Source organism: Paenibacillus sp. FSL R7-0048 (genome assembly GCF_038004505.1).
Lineage (GTDB): Bacteria > Bacillota > Bacilli > Paenibacillales > Paenibacillaceae > Paenibacillus_AQ > Paenibacillus_AQ odorifer.
On record NZ_JBBORF010000001.1, the window covers coordinates 338484 to 360022 of the forward strand.

At 44.7% G+C, this 21539-nt stretch carries 17 protein-coding genes; 9 read left to right on the forward strand and 8 right to left on the reverse strand.

Annotated elements, in window-relative coordinates:
* Positions 1-71 precede the first annotated feature (71 nt).
* Genes NSQ91_RS01500 through NSQ91_RS01525 form a run of 6 tightly spaced genes read right to left on the reverse strand, consistent with a single transcriptional unit; the run spans position 72 to position 5269 of the window.
* A complete protein-coding gene (locus tag NSQ91_RS01500) occupies positions 72-941 on the reverse strand; it encodes a metallophosphoesterase family protein (protein ID WP_076186180.1) in 870 nt (289 codons plus the stop codon).
* 51 nt (positions 942-992) lie between these two features.
* Positions 993-1334, reverse strand: a complete 342-nt coding sequence (locus NSQ91_RS01505) for a DMT family transporter (protein WP_248549163.1) — start codon at positions 1332-1334, stop codon at positions 993-995.
* On the reverse strand, positions 1331-2119 hold the full coding sequence (locus NSQ91_RS01510) for an HAD family hydrolase (protein ID WP_076192524.1): 789 nt from the start codon (positions 2117-2119) through the stop codon (positions 1331-1333). Before NSQ91_RS01510 ends, NSQ91_RS01505 begins: the two co-directional genes overlap by 4 nt.
* Positions 2120-2134: 15 nt before the next feature.
* Entirely contained in the window at positions 2135-3481 is a 1347-nt protein-coding gene (locus NSQ91_RS01515) for an ABC transporter substrate-binding protein (protein WP_081387137.1), read from the reverse strand.
* 35 nt (positions 3482-3516) lie between these two features.
* Entirely contained in the window at positions 3517-4362 is an 846-nt protein-coding gene (locus tag NSQ91_RS01520; protein WP_076127021.1) for a carbohydrate ABC transporter permease, read from the reverse strand.
* Between the two features lie 25 nt (positions 4363-4387).
* Positions 4388-5269 (reverse strand): carbohydrate ABC transporter permease, encoded by an 882-nt coding sequence (locus tag NSQ91_RS01525; RefSeq protein ID WP_076127023.1) that lies wholly within the window; start codon positions 5267-5269, stop codon positions 4388-4390.
* 219 nt (positions 5270-5488) lie between these two features.
* Between NSQ91_RS01525 and NSQ91_RS01530 the strand changes: the two genes are divergently transcribed.
* The 3 genes from NSQ91_RS01530 to NSQ91_RS01540 all read left to right on the forward strand — a co-directional run bounded on the left by NSQ91_RS01530 (position 5489) and on the right by NSQ91_RS01540 (position 8597).
* A complete protein-coding gene (locus NSQ91_RS01530; protein ID WP_076101159.1) occupies positions 5489-6046 on the forward strand; it encodes a GbsR/MarR family transcriptional regulator in 558 nt (185 codons plus the stop codon).
* Positions 6047-6255: 209 nt separating this feature from the next.
* The gene (locus NSQ91_RS01535) at positions 6256-7440 is read left to right on the forward strand and encodes a polysaccharide deacetylase family protein (protein ID WP_081387136.1); all 1185 of its coding nucleotides are present in this window, start codon (positions 6256-6258) and stop codon (positions 7438-7440) included.
* A 140-nt stretch (positions 7441-7580) separates the two neighbouring features.
* Positions 7581-8597: an AI-2E family transporter gene (locus tag NSQ91_RS01540; RefSeq protein WP_036687315.1), complete on the forward strand. Its 1017-nt coding sequence runs from the start codon at positions 7581-7583 to the stop codon at positions 8595-8597.
* A gap of 105 nt (positions 8598-8702) precedes the next feature.
* Here the strand turns inward: NSQ91_RS01540 and NSQ91_RS01545 are convergent, their stop codons facing one another.
* Positions 8703-9089: a hypothetical protein gene (locus NSQ91_RS01545; RefSeq protein ID WP_038568262.1), complete on the reverse strand. Its 387-nt coding sequence runs from the start codon at positions 9087-9089 to the stop codon at positions 8703-8705.
* A gap of 256 nt (positions 9090-9345) precedes the next feature.
* Here NSQ91_RS01545 and NSQ91_RS01550 point away from each other — a divergent pair, with 256 nt between their 5' ends.
* From NSQ91_RS01550 to NSQ91_RS01575, 6 genes are all read left to right on the forward strand, one after another.
* Complete coding sequence (locus NSQ91_RS01550) at positions 9346-15225, forward strand: S-layer homology domain-containing protein (protein WP_179088206.1); 5880 nt, start codon at positions 9346-9348, stop codon at positions 15223-15225.
* A gap of 579 nt (positions 15226-15804) precedes the next feature.
* Complete coding sequence (locus NSQ91_RS01555) at positions 15805-16344, forward strand: MarR family winged helix-turn-helix transcriptional regulator (RefSeq protein WP_076127028.1); 540 nt, start codon at positions 15805-15807, stop codon at positions 16342-16344.
* A gap of 25 nt (positions 16345-16369) precedes the next feature.
* Positions 16370-17824 (forward strand): aryl-sulfate sulfotransferase, encoded by a 1455-nt coding sequence (locus NSQ91_RS01560; protein WP_076186164.1) that lies wholly within the window; start codon positions 16370-16372, stop codon positions 17822-17824.
* 13 nt (positions 17825-17837) lie between these two features.
* Positions 17838-18887, forward strand: coding sequence for an ABC transporter substrate-binding protein (locus NSQ91_RS01565; protein WP_081391897.1), 1050 nt, complete (start codon positions 17838-17840; stop codon positions 18885-18887).
* A gap of 11 nt (positions 18888-18898) precedes the next feature.
* Entirely contained in the window at positions 18899-19675 is a 777-nt protein-coding gene (locus NSQ91_RS01570) for an ABC transporter ATP-binding protein (protein ID WP_076304747.1), read from the forward strand.
* Positions 19676-19690: 15 nt separating this feature from the next.
* Positions 19691-20470: an ABC transporter permease gene (locus tag NSQ91_RS01575; protein ID WP_076127036.1), complete on the forward strand. Its 780-nt coding sequence runs from the start codon at positions 19691-19693 to the stop codon at positions 20468-20470.
* Between the two features lie 45 nt (positions 20471-20515).
* Here the strand turns inward: NSQ91_RS01575 and NSQ91_RS01580 are convergent, their stop codons facing one another.
* Positions 20516-21283 (reverse strand): hypothetical protein, encoded by a 768-nt coding sequence (locus NSQ91_RS01580; protein WP_076304748.1) that lies wholly within the window; start codon positions 21281-21283, stop codon positions 20516-20518.
* Positions 21284-21539 lie beyond the last annotated feature (256 nt).

The following is a 21539-nucleotide window of genomic DNA, read 5'->3' on the forward strand; positions in this document are numbered from 1 at the left end:
CGATTGTTGTGGGGAAGGACTCCCTGTGCACAATCGTTTTTTTGTTATATTTCTCGCTTAAATGCTTATCTTTAATATACGCTTACCGCTGGGTAAAATACCTCATAGTGTGCAGCCTCAATCCAGCTTCCTGTCTTAAAATCTCTGCCCCGGACAAGCACTTTATCGCTATACACTTCTACATAGAAGCCTTGGCTGCCCTCTTTATGTTTATCTTCATTAGTCCAAAGATAGGCGACAGAAGCAGCATTAAACATCGTTGCGATCTCTCCATCGCCAGGGAACATAGTGTTGTCTACCTCCAGCTCCCAATGGGTATGTCCAGTGAATAACAAGGTCTGAGGGTATCTCGACAGGATTTCTTTTAATTCCTTATCTTGTGTGACACCATACCAATCTTGCGATTCCAGCGATCCGGCTACGGTGTCTTTAAGCGGTTGATGCAGGAAGAGAAAGATAGGCTGATCTGGTGAAGCTTGTTCTCCAAGCTTATGCTCCAGCCAATCAAGCTGTTCAGAAGAAAGATCACAGAATTTGGGCAATCCTTGTTCTGTCCCTAGCATAATAAAATGATAGCCATTGACCCAGTGATCATGATAGGGTCCGGACATTCCGGTCTGTGACGTATACATTCCTAAACGTGATTCCCAATTTCCGAGGCCCACATCATGATTGCCTAAGGTAAAGGTAATCCCGGGCAGTTCGGTTTTGTATTGTTTGAGGATACGAAGCATTTCTTCGTATTCAGCAGGGAAGCCGTGGTCTGTGACATCACCGATATGCATAATCCCGCTGCTGCCTTCCCCATGCGCTGCTATATCACGGAGAGCCAGCTCGAAGTTAAGATTGTACTCATGATTGCGGTCAGCAGTGACATGGGTATCCGTAATGATCTGAAAGGTGATAACTGGTTTATCTTCAGGTGATGTGTTCGTACTCATGTTTGGGCATCCTCCTTCATCTATGAACCTATCCAATACTGTTGCTGTTCGCTAATGCGTCTTGCCGCTAATATTCAGTCCTATGATCCCGACAATGATGACGGCTATCCAAAGTAGTGAGGATAGGGTTAGCTTTTCTTCAAAGAACAGGGTTCCTATGAAGGAAATCAGGATGATTCCCGCTCCTGACCATATCGCATAAGCTACGCCTACCTTAATAGAGGTGAGAGCATAATTCAGGGAGGTGAAGCTGGCTCCATAGAACAGGAACATAAGCACGGAAGGCCAGAGCTGGGTGAACCCTTGAGATATTTTCATTGAGAGGGTCCCTGAGAGTTCGAACACAATAGCCAGCGCCAGAAACATCCATGCCCATATTCCTTCTATTCTCACAGGGGAGTAACCTCAATTCTGAGCTCAGCATAAGATTGTACAATGAGATCTGCATCCGGGAGAATATGTGTTGAAGCACTAGTACCGTCGCTTTCTGCTAGGCCGATAGCTACCTGTACACCCGCTGCTTTAGCCATTCGCATATCCCCGTTAGTATCGCCGATAACCGCTGTGTACGCGGGTTCCACGGCTAACCTTTTGCAGGCAAGCTGCACCATGTCGGGGAAAGGTTTACCCTGATCCACAAGATCTGTTCCAATTACCTCGGAGAAATAATGCCGTATGCCCAGCCATTGGAGATGTTTGTCTGCGGCCTCTGTTTCATCTGCGGTCACCACGGCGAGAGGAATGCCTGCACTCACACACTCATCAAGAAAACGATGAAGTCCCGGAAGGGAGTGAACGGGGCGTTTCTCTTCTAACCTAACATCCGCTTCGAGACGGCATTGATGGACAAGCTCCATGGACTCCGCCCAAGATAAACCTTGCAGATAACCCTGCCATGACAGAATGGCATAAAGATCACTCATAGTCCCCATAGCCAGCGGTCCGTTGCGATCATAATCGGTAATGCTCCCCTGGGCATTGTGTACAGTTCCCATTAATGCAGGGAGCTGCTCTTCTGCAATCTGTAGTCCTTTTTCCTTCATATACTTCGTGAATCTCTCTAAAAAACATTCGCCCCAGCTGCCCCAGAGGGATACGAACTGGAGCAGCGTACCATCCTTATCGAATAGAATAGCTGCTACAGCATATCTGCCTTGTGGAGTGATGAGCTCAGACATGAAGTCCACCGCCCTTTATTTTAATTTATCAAGCGCTGCTTGTGCCGTTTCTTGTGCTTCCTTAAGTGCTTGTGCTGCTGGGATATTCTCAATCTGCACCTTATCTGCGGCGATTGTCAACGCATCGTTAATTTTGCCGCCAGTTGGGTCTTGGAAAGGTGCAGAACCATGAGAAGCTTGCATCAATGGAACCTTAATCTGTGGATTGCTTTCGCTGAATGACACAAACGCCGGGTCTTGCAATGCGGATTGGCGCACCGAAATATATCCCGTATTAATGGACCAGGACGCAGTATTCTCAGCATTCGTGAAGTAGGTTAGCCATTTCATAGCTGCTTCCTTTTCACTGTCGCTGGCTTTGGATAGAATGCCGGCCATAAGGGCTTGGGCTACGGGTTTGCCCTCACCGATCCCTGCCCAGCCTGGCTGCTCCATAGCCGAAACAATGCTGAAGTCCAAGTCGCCCTGATCGCCGCTGGAGCCAGTGTAGCCTGCGGCTTGACCCTTCATTACATCGTCAATCGTCTTGTACCAATACTCCCAGCCTTGACCGCCGGAATGAATCCGCATGATCTTATCCTCGTGAATCCACTTGCGGAACAAATCCCAGGTTTCAATCCACTCTTTAGAGTCGACCATAACTTGTTTTCCATCCTCACTAAGGATAGTGCCTCCTTTGCTGAGTACGGCATCAATCATGTTCCCTGAACCCCACATAGGCTCCCAACCATAAAGTGTGGTTTTGCCGCCGTCCTTCACTGTCATTTTCGCAGCTGCGGCAGCCAGATCTTCCCAAGTCTTTAATGTGCTCGCATCAATTCCATTCTTCTCAAAAACATCTTTGCGGTAGTACATGACCTGCGTTGTTCCATACATCGGCAGGAAGTATTGCTTACCATCAACCTGGCCCTGATTTAGAAAGGTTTGGACAAAATCCTCTTTATTAAAATCTGGCTGCAGTGCCATAAGCTCGTCTATCGGAGCGAAATATCCTTTACGGGCCCAATCTACATTGGAGGAGAGAGCAGCCGCAGGTACTTTTCCTGTAGCGATAGCTGCTTGCAGCTTCTGTTCGGTTTCCGTGTAGTCTGCCTGCGCGATACCTTTGACGATGACCTCTTGCTGAGAGGTATTAAATTTCTGAATCAGGGCCTCCATATTCTCACCAAGCTTGCCGCCGAGACCATACCAGAATTCAATTGTTACCGGTGCATTTTGTGTGGGCGCAGCCTCTGTGGAGGGGGAGGAAGAAGCTCCATTCGCCGCTGTAACATTGCCTGTATTCGCATTTCCTCCGCAAGCTGTTAACATTGTAAATCCGGCAACCAAAGACAGGGTGGACAGTCTCTTCAATACGTTCATCATCATTCTCCTCTTATTAAAATAGAATTGTTAGCTTATCCTTTGCTGGAACCAGCGGTCATATTGACACTTTGCATGATCGTTTTCTGAGCTAGTAGAAATACTAGCAGCAACGGGGCGATGGTGAATGCGCTAGCGGCCATGATCAGCGGCCATTTTAATCCGTAGGCACCTCCTTGAGTAAAGAAACTACGCAGACCCGCCGAGACTAGCTGGAGATTAGGGTCTTTGGTTATCAGCATCGGCCAGAAATAGTTATTGTACTGATCAATGAAGGTGATCAGGGCTAGCACAGCAAAGGAAGAACGTGTAATGGGGACAAGAATGGTCCACAGAATCCGCATATGTGAGGAACCGTCCACTTCTCCAGCCTCCACCAGCTCATGGGGAACCTGAAGGAAGGCTTGGCGAATTAGAAAGATGGAGAAGACACTTACACAGTTGGATAGAATTAATCCGGCATATGAATCCAGTAGATGGAGCTGGGACAATACCAAATATCCGGGAAGATAAACAGCGGTGGCGGGAACCATATAGCCGAAAAGAATAACGCCTGAGAACAGCCCTCTGAAGCGGAATTTCATATGCGTAAGCGCATAGGCCATCATCCCGGAATTTATGACCTGCAGAATAACAATCGACACAGCGACAAATATGCTATTGCCCATATATCTGAAGAAAGGGGCTTCGTGCCAGGCGGCTGAAAAATTACTCCACAGCGCATCCTTAGGCCAGATTGTGGGCGGAGACTGCCAGATTTCATCATTGGTTTTTAAGGCGCTGGTGACCATCCAATAGAAGGGGAAGGCCATGATCAGTGCAATAGCTGTAAAAAATAGATGGCGGGTCAGCTTGCCCACGCGTACGATCGTTGCATTCATCAGTCGTTCTCCTTTACAGCAGTTGTTATTGATAATGGGTTGTCCGTTTACTAACCTCTAGCGAGACTACGGATAGCAGCATACATATAAATACCAGAACCATTGCGACACTAGAGGCTTCTCCAATCTGAAAGGCTTCAAAGGCAGACTGATAATACATATAGAGCAAGGTGCGTGTTGATCCCGACGGTCCACCTTGTGTAAGTACGTTAATCTGGTCGTAAGCCTGTAAAGCCCCGATGATCTGTACGATGAACAGAAACAGTGTCGTTGGCGAGATTAGCGGTAAAGTAATACGGCTGAATTTTTGAACAGCATTTGCTCCATCCAGTTGAGCTGCTTCCAGCAGATCCGTAGGGACATTGCGTAGTGCCACCAAGTAAAAAATCATCGCCCAGCCTACCGATTTCCATATTGTCACGAGCAGAACGCCGAGCAGCGCCCATTTAGGGTCTTGAAGCCAACCGATTTTTTCTAGACCTAAGAGGTCAAGTACAGTATTGGCAAGGCCGATTTCGGGTTCATAGATCCAGGACCAGACAATGGATACAGCCACGGTCGGCGTGACCCAAGGGGAGAACAGCAATACCTGGTAGAGGGTGGAGCCTTTCAGCTTCCCGTTCATCAGGAGTGCTAGTCCAAGTCCGATCAGAATAACGGGCAGCACACTTCCGGCACAGAATAACAGAGTCACTCTAAGTGCTTTATAGAAGGCAGGATTGCTGAACAGATCCAGATAGTTGGTTAGTCCGACAAAGGTTTTCTCAGGGCTCATGAAGTCCCATTCGGTAAAGCTGAGATAAAATACATAAAGTAATGGCGCTAGCCAAAATACAACGAATGGAATCATTGCCGGCAAGGTGAAGAGCACCGGTTTCAACTCCCCTATAAATCTCGAACGTTTCATTATTCTGTCGATACCCCATTCCATCTTCTGTTTTTTGCGGTATAATTCTGAGGAAAGCTCTTCCGTTCAAAAAAAATTGTACACTCATCGAGCGGCTGCGTGGTCAAGTGGACGTAAAGATCGATGCGAGATTATGTAAAAAATTAAGAGATTAGCGCAGGTAGTTGCTATTTTGTGTAAAATAGAAGGGTAGATTCTAAGTGGAATGAAGGTGCAGCTATGAAACAGGTAGCCTTTGGTGAAGAGAATAAAGACTTATCTCCACGCGAGCAGCTGCTGCGTCCGATGATCGATGCGATTGCTCAGACGATGGACCTATATGGTGCGAATTATTCATTCGGGCAGCTGTATGGAATTATGTTCTTTGAAGACCGTCCGATGACGCTTGAAGAGATGAAGAATGTGATGAATATGAGCAAGAGTAATATGAGCTATGGAGTCCGTTCTTTGATGGCCTCCAAGATGGTCACTAAGCTGGAGGAGAAGCGGGACCGAAAGGATCTGTATGCAGTGGAAACAGATTTCTTTCAGACCTTTAAGAACTTTTTTGGGATGAAGCTACAGCGGGAGATTGATGTCATGAAGCACGCTTTAGACGTTGTCATTCCTGAGCTGGAGGGATTGGTTCAAGCCGTAGATACATCTGAGGAGGAGCGGCAATTCTGCCTGAAGGATCTGGAGAAGCTGGAGCATGCCGTCCAATATTATCATTGGCTGCAGCAGTTCGTGGACGAGCTTGGGGAAGAGAATTACTTCGCAGATAAGAGAAGGTCCTAGACCGTCTACAATCACATATAGATGTACATAATTGTAAATAGATCTCCATTTTGCGGGGTGTTCCTTAAGCCGGTTCAGGCTTGAGGTTCGCCCTCTTTTTTATGATAAAGAAACAAAAATAAGAAGAAAATGTAACCAATAGCAGGTGGAACTTCCATAAAATATATAGTTACATAGGGACAAGAAATGTTGTTAAGGAGATTCTGAGATTGAAAACAAAAAAATATATGCTGCTTGTTGTCATAGTTCTACTGCTGAGCCTTGCTGCTATTTTGAATACACAACATGAACCTTCAACAATTACTATTAACGTAAATGGTCAAATGATAAAGACGATAGCTGCCAACCCAGCCTCGCCTGATGATCTTATGATCCCGAAGGCGGTAGCTGAACAGGCACTAAATACACAAATCGGCTGGCAGAAATCTGGACCTCTTCCAAAAGGTATTTACTACAGAGATCAGGTGGCTGTGCTGATGTATCATCATCTTTCTGAGAAGCCCATGCCACAGTTTCCTTGGGTGTTATCGGTTGATCGGTTTGATGATCAAATGAATCTGCTGAAGCAGGAAGGTTTTCATGTGATCAACTTGGCGGAATACCGTGAATTTATGCTGAATAACGGCGCAGTTCCGGACAATGCAGTGCTGCTGACCTTTGATGATGGATATGAGAGTTTCTATAAATTGGCGTTCCCCGTTTTGCAAAAATACGGATATACAGCCGTTAATTTTGTTATCGTATCTACAATAGATCACCCAGATCCGAATAGCGTACCGAAGCTCACTTGGGAGCAAATGCGGGAAATGAAGCATGCTGGGATGGGATTTTATAGTCATACCTATGATTTGCACCATTATGGGATTGTCGATGCCGAGGGCGGGCAGCGGCCAGCTGCAAGTGCCTTGTTATATGTTGATGATGAGAACAGGAATGAGATGAATGTCGAATACTACAGCAGAGTTACACGTGATCTGGCTAAGGCGGAGCAAAGGCTGAAGGAAGAATTGGGCAATACGGATTCGGCGATTGCTTTTCCTTATGGGTCCTACAATGACAGATTGCTGGCTGTTTGTGATTCGCTGGGGATTTCACTGACCTTCAAAATTGAGGATGGGATTAACACCAGAGCGGATCGGAATGCCGCACGAATTAACGGGGGAAGTGAGACACTTACCGCTGCGTTGACGCTTGATCAGATGAAGCATATCGATTTGCCTATGGAATTGACCTTGAACAACCAAAAGGTGAATATGGTAAGAAATTCTCCTGAAATGAGGAAGGGAACCTTGATGGTTCCATTTCATCAATTATGCAAAGATCTGCATATAGATATGAAATATGATCCGAAACGCCGAATCGTTGAATTGACTCATATGGATGCAGGAGCATGAAAAGTGTCACTTTTATTGATGATGAGATTACAAAAAGTGAGTAAATTCGTCATTTTAGGCGAATCACTAGTTGCTATAAGTGAATTCCTTACTGTAGACTATAAACAGAGTACTAATTGGTAAGCGAATGGAGAGAACTGATGGAATTGTTTAAGCGTTATTACGCAAATTTAACGGTCCGGCGTTTTTTGATTTTAGGATTGGTTGCTCTACTGCTATTCAGTATTAGAGATATGCTTAATTTGGTACTGTTGACGTTTTTGATTGCGTATGTAATGAATAGCTTTCAAGTGCTGCTCACGAAGCGCATTAACAAATATGTAGCAGTTAACAGCAAAGTGATTATTGTTATTCTATACCTTGCCTTAATCGCTGTAATTGTCATAACCCTCGTTAATTATCTGCCTAAGGTTTTCATTCAGATTAAACAGTTAACGAATTTTTTGACCAATTTGACCCCTGAGAACATCCCGCAGAATGATATTGTGCAGTATATATTCGCCCAGCTTAAGGATTTGAACTATCAGTCGTATATGAAAGACGGTATTGAATATGTCTTGAAAATAAGCAATTGGGGCACCAGCTTTGTTTTATCAACCATTTTGAGCTTTGTATTTATACTTGAGAAGAACAGGATCGTTAGTTTCACTTCCCGCCTTAAAGAGAGCAAAATCTCTTGGTTCTATGTAGAGCTTGAGTATTTTGGCAGAAAATTTATCTCCTCTTTCGGAAAAGTGATCGAAGCACAAATTCTGATCGCGTTGTTTAATACATGCTTTACGGTGATCGGACTCTGGATTTTAGGTTTTCCTTACCTTTTCGCATTATCCATTATGATCTTCTTGCTTAGTTTAATTCCGGTTGTAGGTTTTGTTATCTCGCTAATCCCACTTTGTATTATTGGTTACAATATTGGTGGCCTAGTCATGACTATCTATGTACTGGCAATGATTGCCGTGCTTCATTTTGTAGAAGGCTACTTCCTAAATCCTAAACTGATGTCATCCAAAATGAATTTGCCTATGTTCTATACGTTTATCGTGTTGTTATTCTCTGAGCATTATCTCGGGGTTTGGGGTCTGATTCTGGGGATTCCGATCTTTGTATTCTTCCTTGATATTCTGGAGATTAACAGAGAGAACAAGATAGGGACTTAGGGATTCTGTTATAAAATAAGTATTAAATATACAAAACCCGGCTAAATGGAAGATCCATTTAGCCGGGTTTTTTGTGTATGTTACAGCGTCGCTGTATGTATTCCCTTAACCGAAGGAAGTATGGACACTATCTGAAACGATGTCCCTCAGCTCCGCTTTATATGCCGCATACTGCTCGGTTGTTATGCTTCCAGCGGCTAACCGTGAATCCAATTGATCCGTTAGCTGGGCAACCTGTAGATCGATTACAGCTTCAATATCTTGGCCTTGTTCTGATGCAATATCTTGAAGTGACTTACCGTCATATATGGCCTCGTATAGATCCTCGTCCGTTGGCTGGTTAAGTACCTCCAATAATTCGTCTTGATCCGCGACCTCTGCGGTGGACCATTTTACAGGCGAACTTGCATTAGCGGTAAGACTAGTCCAAGCATTTCCGAAAGACATCACTACAACTACCGTTCCGACTATGATCACTCTTTTTATATCCATTAGAGTCCTCTTTTCTTGTTCTGCAATAACTTATCTTGCTTAAGCATCCGTCTAAAGTATCGTTTAAAATGGGTTCTAACTAGTTATATTGTAACCCGCGAAGCTGAACTGAAGCTTAAGCAATATTAAAAATAACCTAAAGATTTAACACGGCTATGATATAGCGATAATACACCGCAGGTATACTTTCCAGATGAGCTTCATTGCATATTTATGCATTGAATCACAATCAAACAAATGGGGAGTGTTCGGAGTTTTGAGAATAACAGCAAAAGCTAAACGTTTATTTTCCAGCATAATTGCCAGCAGTTTGATGTTGGGAATCATGGCTCCAGCAGGATATGCCGAAGAGCAGCAGCTGGAGACGGAGCAGACATCTTCCGAATTAGAGGCGCATTTTGATGAACAGGTTGAGCTCGACACGCTTTTAAGTCAACCGACTGTAATGGCAGAGGTGTACGCGGTACCTCATAATCCAGGAGCGCTACTGATTACAGAAGTTGTTCCGGATACTAAAAATGTAAAAGGGACAGATGGAACCTCTGTAGATGGTTACGAGTTTGTTGAAGTCTACAATAATACGGACAAGCCGGTTAATTTTAAGGATTATTATTTCTTTTATAATGACAAAGATACATGGGCGCCTAATGGTGATGCTGTAATACCGGCGCATGGAAATATTGTTTTCTGGATTATGAACGGCAATAATCTGAATGTTCCTACGGAGGATTTCATCAAAAACTTTAATCCTTCTGCAGCTTTGCAGGAAGGAGTGAATCTGTTCCGGATCAACGGTGGCGGGGGGATGGCTAACACTTCTGCGCGTAATTTACAAATTAAAAGCAAAGCAGGAGATACGCTAATTGTTTCTGCTTCCTATGGAAAAGAACAGGTGAAGGAGAATAACGGGATCTTCTATCAATATTTGCAAGCGGATAGCTCCGTTATGAACCTCATGGCGAATTCGGGAACGGTTGTGGCTACGCCTGGAACCGTAGAGGCAGAACAAGTGCCTGAGCTAGTTCCTGGGAACAAGCAGCCAGTGATTGAACATATTGCACAGAGTAGTGTCGATCCAGCCGATCTCCCTATCAGTGCGAAGATTACTAATCTGGAAAGCGGGGCAGATGGATCACTACCTGTAGTGAAGCTACAGTATGGCTCTCCTTCTCAGGCGAAAGATACGGTAATCACCATGACTTCAAAAGGTGGGGATGAATATGCGGCAATGATTCCTGCAGCTGCGCTGGAAGAGCCGGAGCTGCATTACAGCATCCGCGTTAATAATGTGACAGAGAGTTATTCTGTTCATGTGAACCTGCCGGCGTTCGATTCGAATAATGTGCCGCCGTTGTTAATCACAGAGCTGCTGCCGAATTCGACGAATGTAAAAGGAACGAGCAGCGACGCTTTTGAATTCATTGAGATCTATAACAATACTGATGCACCAGTTAATTTCAAGGACTACAAGGTCTATTATCGTTATCCTGATAAAGGTAACGCTTCCGATGTGAAGTGGCCTTCGACGCCAGAGAACTTTCTGATTCCTGCACAGCAGTCCGTGGTGTTCTGGGTTATTAATAGTGCCAATAGTACTTACACTGCTAATGATTTCAATACAGAATTCAACACAAACTTAATTGAAGGCACCAATCTCTTTTTGATCAAAAGCGATGGTATGGCGAACTCTGGCCGCCGGGCAGTCGTAATCAAGAGCAATACGGAGAAGGAGATTTCCTCTGCGTATTATGATGCTGACCTCACCTACGATGGTGGAGCTAAAGGTGATGACACCAAAGAGAATAAAACCCTTCTATATAAGTATCCTGTGAATGGGCTGAGCAAAATGCTCAAGATCAGTACGGGGTCAGCCGTTCCGTCACCAGGCCAGACGGATGTAACACAACTTCCAAACACACCGATCCATGTGGAGCCGGATACAGAGAAACCAACAGTAGAAGATCTGACCGGCGTAACGGAGATTGATCAGTCGCTGGGTCTCGATTTGAAGGCTTTTGCTGATGACAATAAAGCTGTTACTTCTGTGGAAGTTAGAGTGTCTTCGGACAAGCAGCCGGAGGCTGTTAGCCACAATCTATCCCAAGACTTCAACGACAGCTTGTATCACTTTAAATTGACCTCTGCGGATTTGATTGGCAGAAATGAAATCCAGTATTACTTTGTTGTTTCTGATGGAACGAATGAAACACAATCTCCAGTAATAAAAGTAAAAGTTACAGGAGGACAGGATCAATCACCCCTTCGTTTGAATGTGAAGGAAGGGCAGTTGATCAATGGCTCCGTGACCGTAAAGGGAACCTCTGCCACCGCTAAGGCTGATGTCTTAGGCTTGAGCATTGACAGTAAGTTACTGGGCAATAACGAGGCATATAATGCACTGGAGAATGATGCCTACTTTGTATTTGAAGCTAAAAATGTGGACTATTATTTTAAAAATGCGATCACGATGGGACCGGAAGAACTAGGAGATGCCAGTATTCTGTATACCTTTATGGACCCGATTACTACGTATACTACATTGACTTTTCCTATTTCTTCTGCCGCTTTAAAAAAGGGTACGGATAATGTGATTTACATTCGGGCGGGCTCTAAATCATCTCCATTTGATCCTCGTCCTGAGGAGAATAAGGATGATTTTGAAGTGAAAAATGTTCGTCTCCTGCTGGCAGATGGTACCGAAATTTGGGATCCGGCTTATGCAGAACGTGATAAGGAAATCAAGATGGGGGACAGCGCAGGTAAGCATGAATCCCTCGGCTTCCAGTTTGATCTAAAAGCGGATTTGTTCCGTTCAAAGGCGTACAACTGGAATACTAAGGAAGCAACTGACGGAGAACATAAAGTAACGCTTACCGAAGGTGGAACGAAAGTATCATCAAACGTAATTGTCGACAACACGCCACCATCCATCAAAGCATCCATAGAAGAAGGACAAACTTACCGTGGCAATTTTGAAATTGCTGCTGAAGTTAAGGATACTTATGCGGGTGTAGATAAGGTCAGCGTGAAGCTGGATGGTAATGTTATTGAACTGCCCTATGCTACTTCATCCGGGAAGTTGTCGGCTGGGGATCATACGCTTTCTATCACAGCCTTAGATAGGATTGGCAATCAGGCAGAAAAGGTCATTACATTCCATGTACCGAATGAGAATCCATTTGCGCCACTGCTTATTTCTCCTACAAACTGGGAGACCGCTGTAGGTACTAATCCGACTTTAAAGGTTAAGGTTGAAGATCCTAATCAGGATAAGATAAACGTTACCTTCTTTAGAGGATTTAAGTACGATGCTAACCATCCGGAGCAAGGCTTTGCTGGATTTATAAACGCATCCGATACAGAGCCGCCGAAACAATCCGTACCTGCGGGCGAACAAGCGCTTAGCAGTGACGACTACAGTAAAATAAGTGCGGTGGACGGACAATATTTAATTAATGATGCTGTCGATCAATTCCCTTATCAGCGTTATGAAATTAAGCTGGATGAGTCGGTTAAGGCGTCAGATCGTGTAGATATTGAATGGAAAGGGAATTCGTTGCCGGGACGTAAAGTAAGTCTCTACGCATGGAGTCCAACTCAACAAAAATGGGTACAGCTGGATCATTTAATCGCTGGAACAGAGGATTTTGAGCTGAAATCCACGGTTACAGCTGGAGAATATGCTAATGGAAATAGCATTGCCGTAATGGTTCAGGATGAAATTGCTTCTGTGGCTAAGACAGCACCTACAGTAACACAAGATACGTATGACTTCTCTTTTGTATGGATGTCTGATACACAATATTATTCACAGAGCTACCCTTACATTTACCGTAAAAATGTAGAATGGATAGCTGACAACAAAGAGAGCTTGAACCTGAAATACGTTATTCATACAGGAGATATCGTGGATAAATCCTATCAGGAGTATGAGTGGAAGGAAGCTGACCGGGACATGAAGGTTCTGGAGGAAGCTAACATTCCTTATGGTGTTCTTGCAGGTAATCATGACGTAGGTCATCAAACCGGGGATTACACGAAATTCTGGGAGTATTTTGGAGAGTGGAGATTCAAGAATATGCCGACCTTTGGTGGCTCTTATGACAACAACAGGGGCCATTACGATTTAGTGTCTGCGAACGGAAATGATTTTGTTATTGTATACATGGGCTGGGGATTGGCTGAGGAAGAAATCGAATGGATGAATGAGATCGTTGCCCGTTATCCAGAGCGTAAAGCGATTCTTTGTCTCCATGAATACTTGCTGGTTTCTAATAACCGTGCACCTATTGCAGATAAGATTTTTGAGATGGTTGTGAAACCTAACAAAAACGTAATCGCAGCACTGTCCGGCCATTATCATGATGCTGAGCTTAAGGTAGACGAGCTGGATGATAACGGTGACGGTATTCCAGACCGCAGTGTCTATCAAATGCTGGCAGATTACCAAGGCGCTGAAGAAGGGGGACTTGGCTATATCCGTCTGCTTCAGTTCGATGTTGCTAATAACAAACTTCGCGTGAAGACTTATTCGCCTTATTTGGATGATTATAACTACTATGATGAAGACGAATATCCAGGCAAAGATGAGTTCGTTCTGGATCTGGATTTACAGCCTGTGACTAAACGTGTGGCTACCGACTATATCGGAGTCAAGGTTTACAGCGACCAGGAAATTGCGGCCAATCCACAAGTAGAGAGTGGCGCGGAGACTCAGGTCACTTGGAGTAAGCTGAATCCGGATAGCTACTACCAATGGTATACAAAGGTTGAGGATGATCACTCCGGTAGTGTGCTTTCAGATATCTGGGGCTTTTACACTGGAAAAGAGGATGTGATGCCGACACCAGAGGTGACACCAACACCAACACCGACACCAGAGGTATCGCCATCGCCAGAAGTGACGCCGACACCAGCACCTGAGGTGACAACGGCACCTCCAGTAGTTTCACCAGTACCAACAGTGACTCCAACGCCTACAGCCACACCTGGAGCGGGAAAAGGAAACATTGAACTGGCATTAGGAAGTAATGGAACGTATACAGCTGATCCGTCAGCTTTGAAGAAACTGATAGAGGAAGCTGCTACAGGGGGAAGCCTAAAGATTAGCGCAGGCGGAGCAACCTCGGCTCAAGATCAGATTAGAATTGCTCTTGATGCAGCCGCTGTTCAACAGGCTGTCGATAAGAAGTTGAATTTGAATATTGTTTCATCTAACGTTACCTTGAGCGTACCAACAAGCTCCTTACCAGCCATTCCGGCAGGCAGTGATATGCTGCTACTAAGCATTGATACGAGTATGATATCTGTACAGGCCAATGACGCTGGAATGAGTCCATTCAGAGCTAACGTTACGCTGAACCTCAGTACATCTGCAGGAGGCAAAGAAACGGCTATCCACCAGCTTAAAGGTGCTGTTACGATTACCTTGACGCTGACTAAGGAACAGCTTGCTAAGCTTGATACAGATTTTGCGGGTGTCTATTATGTAAATGGCAGCACGTTGGAATATTTGGGTGGAGTGTTTAAGGATAATACCGTTACCTTCACAACAAATCACTTTTCCTCCTTTGCGGTACTGGAATACCATAAGCAATTTAGGGATACTGCTGGTCACTGGGCAGAGTCGTATATTTCCAAGCTGACGGCTAAGCATGTGATTAAAGGGATCGACGATACGCATTATGGACCACAGGCGAATGTAACCCGTGCAGACTTTGTTACACTGGCCGTTCGTTCTCTCGGATTGGATGAAGCAAGTGGGGCAATCGTACAGAGTGCTTTTGCAGATGTATCTAAAGATGCTTATTATGCACAATCGATAGACAAAGCTGTCCAGCTTGGATTGATCCAAGGCAGTGATGGCAAGTTCCGACCTAAAGATGCGATTACTCGTGAGGAGGCGGCAGTTGTCCTGCAGAAACTGATGCAGTATAAAGCTGGATTGCAAGCTTCCGTTGCTGCTGCTGCAAGCTTCAAGGATATGAATAGCGTATCTGAGTGGGCGAAGCAAGCAGTCATTGATTTACAGGCTAAGGGAATCCTTGACGGCAAGGGCAACAATAACTTTGACCCTCGTGGTAAAATAACCCGCGCTGAAATCGCAAAACTGTTATATGGAATAATCAAATTATAAGATAGGTTGGCAAAGGCAGGCAGAGGTGACTCTGGCCTGCTTTTTGTCTTTTTTGCGTGTAGTCTCCTTTTTCTTCTATGTAAAAAGGGAATTTCCACTATTCATATGATTTTTCATATATAATATTTTTGAATTAATTTTTAATTTTCAGAATCTTTCAAAATAAAAGGTAGATTGCAAGGAGTGCAAGTGAAATTAAATATCTCCAATCTGCCACTTCAGGAGTCGGGTAAAATATATTTACCAGTTAGAGCGTTATTTACCGGCCGTATCATCTTTTATGCAGGTTTATGATGAAGACAGCCATGCGCTTGTACTGGAAAGTGGTCTATAAGCTTCCAAGTTGGAGGGCACCTTTGAGGGTGTTCTTTTTTTGAATATATAAAATACTTACTTGACAGGTAGGAATAAAGGGGTATATGATATCACCAATACTTAAACAGTAATTAAATGAACAGTGAAATAATTCAACTGAGCTGATTGGACCACCAAAGGCTCCCGTACTTTTCCCTTGTCAGGGGTAGGTGCTGGGAGTCTTTTTTTATGGGCTGATTGGGAGAAAGCAGAGGTTGGTAAGCCATGAATGAACAATATTGGAGACAGCTGGAGGAGACAGATTGGGCATTTCGCAAGGCGGTTCGCAGATTCGTGAAAGAGCGGGATAAAGTCGCCGTAGCAGGTATCTCCTTACCAGGCATGCTGATTCTGCACAAAATCATTCGCGATGGTGAACAAAGGCTAGGAGACTTAGCGGATGAACTAGACTTCACCTCAGGTGCGATTACCGCATTGAGCGATAAGCTTGAGGCGGGTGGATATACCGTACGCAGACGTAAAGAAGGCGATCGTAGAACGGTAATGCTGGATATTACGGATAAAGGCCGCAAGCTGGCGGAGCAGAACAGCAACATCGGAGAACGATGTATTTCGCTTTTGTTTGAGGGGTTTACGGAGGAGGAATTGGCGCAGCAAAATGACTTTTATCAGCGGATCATTAGCAATTTGGAAGGATTCTCGGATATCCTGCTGAAGCTCGCCAAGGAGAATGCAGAGACCTCTCCAACCCTTGAACAGAAGCCACGAACAACCACCAAAAAAAGTAATTATCTTAGCTACTAAAAATTGAACGTAGGAGAGATGAACGATGGGACATTCAACCATTTATCCAACTGGAGCAACCGTATATAACCCTAACAAAGCCTGGAGTGGCTATACCGTATTTCAAGCTGGTGAAGAAGGTGTTGTACTGATTGATATGAACGGTAAAGAGGTGCATTTGTGGAAGGGGCTGCTTGGATTTCCGGCTAAAATCTTCCCGGGTGGTTATGTGCTGGGCAGCACAGGAAGAAGAGATCCTAAATTCGGAATACAGGATAATGTAGATCTGGTACAGGTGGACTGGGATGGGAACATCGTGTGGAAATATAACAGCTATGAACATATAGAAGATCCGGGTTATGAACCCCTCTGGTATGCCCGCCAGCATCATGACTATCAGCGCGAAGGCAATCCGGTCGGATATTTTGCACCGGGGCTTGAACCCAAGGTAGACAGTGGAAAAACGCTAATTCTTGCTCATAAAAACATCTACAATCCTCAAATCTCCGACAAACAATTGCTTGATGACACGATCCTTGAGGTGGACTGGGAGGGGAATATCGTCTGGGAGTGGGCTCCAAATGAACATTTTGATGAGCTAGGCTTTGATGAAGCGGCCAAAAATGTACTATTTCGTGATCCTAACTCACGCTCTTTCGGAAATCTAGGTGGTGGTGTTGGAGACTGGCTGCATATCAATTCGGCTTCTTATGTAGGACCCAATAAGTTTTACGATGCAGGGGATGAGCGTTTCCATCCGGATAACGTGATCTGGGATGCGCGTGAAGCAAATATTATTGCGATCACGGATAAGCGTACCGGAGCCATCGTTTGGAGAATCGGTCCGGATTACTCGCTGCCAGAAGTGAAGCATATCGACTGGATCATTGGCCAGCATCATGCGCACATCATTCCGAAAGGTTTGCCGGGAGAAGGCAACTTACTTGTATTCGATAACGGGGGCTGGGGCGGTTATGGTCTTCCAAATCCATCTTCTCCTTTTGGGCAAAAAAATGCACTCCGCGACCACTCGCGAATTCTGGAGATTAATCCCGTAACCCTTGAGATTGAGTGGCAATATACAGCGGCAGAAGCAGGTTTCTCTGTCCCAACCGATTCTTATAAATTCTACAGTCCATATATCAGCTCAGCTCAACGGCTTCCGAATGGCAACACCTTAATTACAGAAGGTTCTAACGGCAGACTCTTTGAGGTTACGCCAGAACATGAACTGGTATGGGAATATATTTCGCCATTTACGGACTCCAGAAATACCAACATGGTCTATCGTTCCTACCGTGTGCCATATGCATGGGTACCACAGCTGGAAACGCCAGTTGAACAAGCGATTGAGCCAATAGACGTAACGCAGTTCAGAGTCCCGGGGTCTGCACCTAAAGGATCGGATTCTGTGGTAAGTGTGGCGACAACCCTGCCATTTGTTGAAGGAGCTGCTTGTGTAGCGACGACGGATGAAGGCAGCAGCCGCAAGGTAAATTAACAAATTTGAGGAGATGGGTCGGTTGAAAAAATCATGGATCAGCTCAAGCTTTCTGCTCTTATCTTTATCAGTGGTTATCCTTTTATCGGGCTGCAGCTCCAAGGGCGACGCGGCTGCCTCTAATGCCGCTAAAGAGGGAGCGGCGAATAGCAAAGCAGAGACATTAAAGATAAAAATTGCTGACATCAATACGAATCCCACTTTTCGGGTGGCACTAGATAAAGGCATCTTTGCCAAACACGGGATTGACGCTGAACTGATCAACTTTGGCTCCCCTGCGGAAGGTGTAAATGCCCTTTTTATTAAACAGGTGGATGTGGCTTTCGGGGCAGACTTCCCCTTGCTGAACGCAGTGGCGAAGGGCGATTATGCTATTATCGCCTCGGCGGGATTAGCGACTGATGAAGCGTCCACTGAATGGAAATTGTTCGTACAGGATGATATTCAGAAGGCTGAAGATTTGAAAGGGAAAAAGCTGAGTTTCATACGCGGCACCTTCATTCCGTACCTTTGGGATGAATATTTGAAAGAGCATAATGCTGCTCTCGGTGATGTGGAGTTAATAGGACAGGGTGCCTTTGATGAAGCTTATATCGCTTTGAAGCAAGGTGCTGTGGATGGAGCATGGTTTTATGGTTCGGTTCTGAATGATAAGCTCTATGCACTTAAAGGTGTTCATGAACTGACGGATATGTCTAAAACCACGGTTCGATTGGGGATGGGGATTGTAACGGGAAATGATTTTGCGGCTAAGAATCCGCAAGGTATAGCGAATTTCCTAGCAGCGGTGGATGAAGCCGGAGCCTATGCTCAGGCTCACCCAGATGAGGTTGCTGATCTGATGTATAAGGAAGTGAAGCAGCCTAAGGAATCAACGATAAAAGATCTGCCGAATAATCCGTGGGCACTAGGATTTACTCAAGCAGCGTATGACAGTTTGACCAAGCAGAAGACATATATGGTCGACAACGGAATCATTGAGAAGGATTTCGATCTGGATAGTAAACTGAATCTCGAGCCGCTGGCGAAGGCATTGCCAGAAGAGGTTACGTACAAGAAATAGGGGGGTTCAGCATGTCATTACCTGCTAAGCAGCATACCATTCATATTGAGCAGCTCCGTAAAAGCTACAGCGAACCGACTGCTGGGCACGTTCACTACATTATAAAAGATGTAGATCTCGTAATTAAAGGTGGGCAATTCTTCGTTCTACTCGGGCCGAGTGGTTGCGGGAAATCAACACTGCTGAATATGATCGCCGGGTTTGTCTCCAAATCCGGTGGGCATCTACGGGTGGATAATGTAGAGGTGAATAAGCCTGGCAGAGATCGGGCGGTTGTGTTCCAGCAGGCGGATTCCTCCTTATTCCCTTGGTTAACCGTCCGTCAGAATGTGGAGTTCGGATTGCGGATGAAGAAAATCGCAAAGGGGGAACGGCACACAATATCGGATAGGTTCATCGGGCTTGTTGGGCTAAACGGGCATGAGGAGAAGTTCCCGAAGGAGCTGTCTGGGGGGATGAAGCAGCGTGTTCAGCTGGCTCGGGTGCTGGCGAATGATCCAGCGATTCTGCTGATGGATGAGCCATTTGGTGCGCTGGATGCGATGACGCGCCGAACGATGCAGAAGGAATTGGTCAACATTTGGCGCCAGACACATAAGACGGTGATTTTTGTAACTCATGATATTCAGGAGGCGTTATTGCTGGGGGAACGAATTGGCATTATGTCCGTAGGACCGTCTTCTAATATTACGGATATTTATGATAATACACTGCCGTATCCGCGGGACGTAACCTCACCGGAATTCTACTCGTTATACAATCAAATTCAAGGTCATTTCGAAGAATAGGATAGGGTGAGACAGATGAGAAAATGGGTGGAGAAGAAGTGGGTTTCCGTAACCCTTCTATGGATTACCACGTTCTGCGTCTGGCAGCTTGGAGCTGTAATCTATGGCCCCGATGTGATCCCCGGACCATGGAGTACACTTAAGGGCGGACGGGAGCTGCTGGAAGACGGAACCTTGCTGCAATATATCGGGATTAGCTTTTACCGGGTGCTCATTGGTTGGGTACTCGGTAGTTTACTGGCGATTCCCGTAGGGCTAATCATTGGGAAGGTGAACTTGATCCGTATTTTTGCGGAGCCTTTCCTGAACTTTATCCGTTTTATCCCGCCGATTGCATTCATTACATTGTTCTTAGTATGGTTTGGTATTGGGGAGCAGTCGAAGATTGCGTTAATTATGTACGCCACCTTTTTTATCGTGGTGCTGAATACTTTAACCGGTGTGATGTCCGTGGAAGAGGACAAAATCCGCTCAGCCCGCAGTATGGGCGCCAGTGAGTGGCAAATTCTGATTCATGTGGTTGTTCCGGCGACGATCCCTTATATTTTTACGGGTATCCGGTTAGCGATGGGCACCTCATATATGGCGATTATCGGCGCGGAAATGATTGCTTCGAACGAAGGTGTAGGTTATCTGATCTGGAATTCCCGGTTGTTTTTCCGTACGGATTGGATCTTTGTCGGGTTGTTCTGCCTTGGCTTTATGGGCTTCTTTACGGATCGTCTTTTTGGCTGGTTCGGTAAGAAGGTGCTTTACAGATACGGTGTTGTCAGTGTGGCAGCGCGTAGACGGTAGTTATATTCATACATGTAAAACTGCCTGGAAATGTCGGGCAGTTTTTTACTTGGACTGAAGTTTATACGAATATTTTTTGTCATTGTAATTAAATTGGATGGAATCCAGTGATGAGGGATTAAGAGAATAATCATTTATTTTTTCTTTGTTGCCAGTCAGAAGATTATAAATATAAACTTCGTAACTATAGCTACCATCTGCATTTCCAGGAAGTATGGAAACCGATAGATAAAGTTTTTCTTTTTCATCAACTGCATAACTATAAAATTTACCTCCAGATGAATGGAATTGAGCAATTTCTTTATTAGATGTTGGATCGTCTACCTTCATCACCCAAGCTTGTTCTCGTATCGGCTGAGCTCCATCAGTGAAAATGGAAAAGGTATGATAGAGGATATAATCATCTAATCCAAAAACGCCGCTAACCACCAGAACAGCATCGCCATCATTTAAAGGTAACGTCAATAGCTTCTTGGACTTTTCTACAGCTAGTGTTTTTTCATTAGGAGAACTTAAATAGAAAGTGAATGGCTCTGTTGGAAAATAAAATGGATTTGCTTCTGTTCCAGGGGCAATGTTCATTTTTGGGGCTGGCAACCATACGATACCGGCAGAGGTATTGACAGCGTAGTTGTATTGTTCTGTATTCTGATCACGTAATGGGAGGGTGTAAAGATCACTGTTTATTTGAATGATTTTATTACTTGTATCTGGCGTGTTATTTTTAGGAGGAGTAGCTGCATTGTTGCAAGCTGAGATAAGCAAAGTACATAGAAATAAACCTGTTACCATCTGAATTTTTGTAAACGGCATTTTTCAAGCTCCTCTGAGGGTCATTTCTTATTATGAATAAATACTACTATACATCAGTAAAGTTCTATTTTAGTGTAATTAATGTAATTATTTTCATAAAAACATTTCTAAGGGAAACGGCGGTCATCTAAAAAAGACGACAGGTCGTTTCTTTTTATTTACAAATATTCCTATTCTCCTTAATGCCGCGAAAATAGTACACGCCTATACTGCAATTGGGTGCCTAACAGTTGGACATAAAGAAGCCCGCAAATAA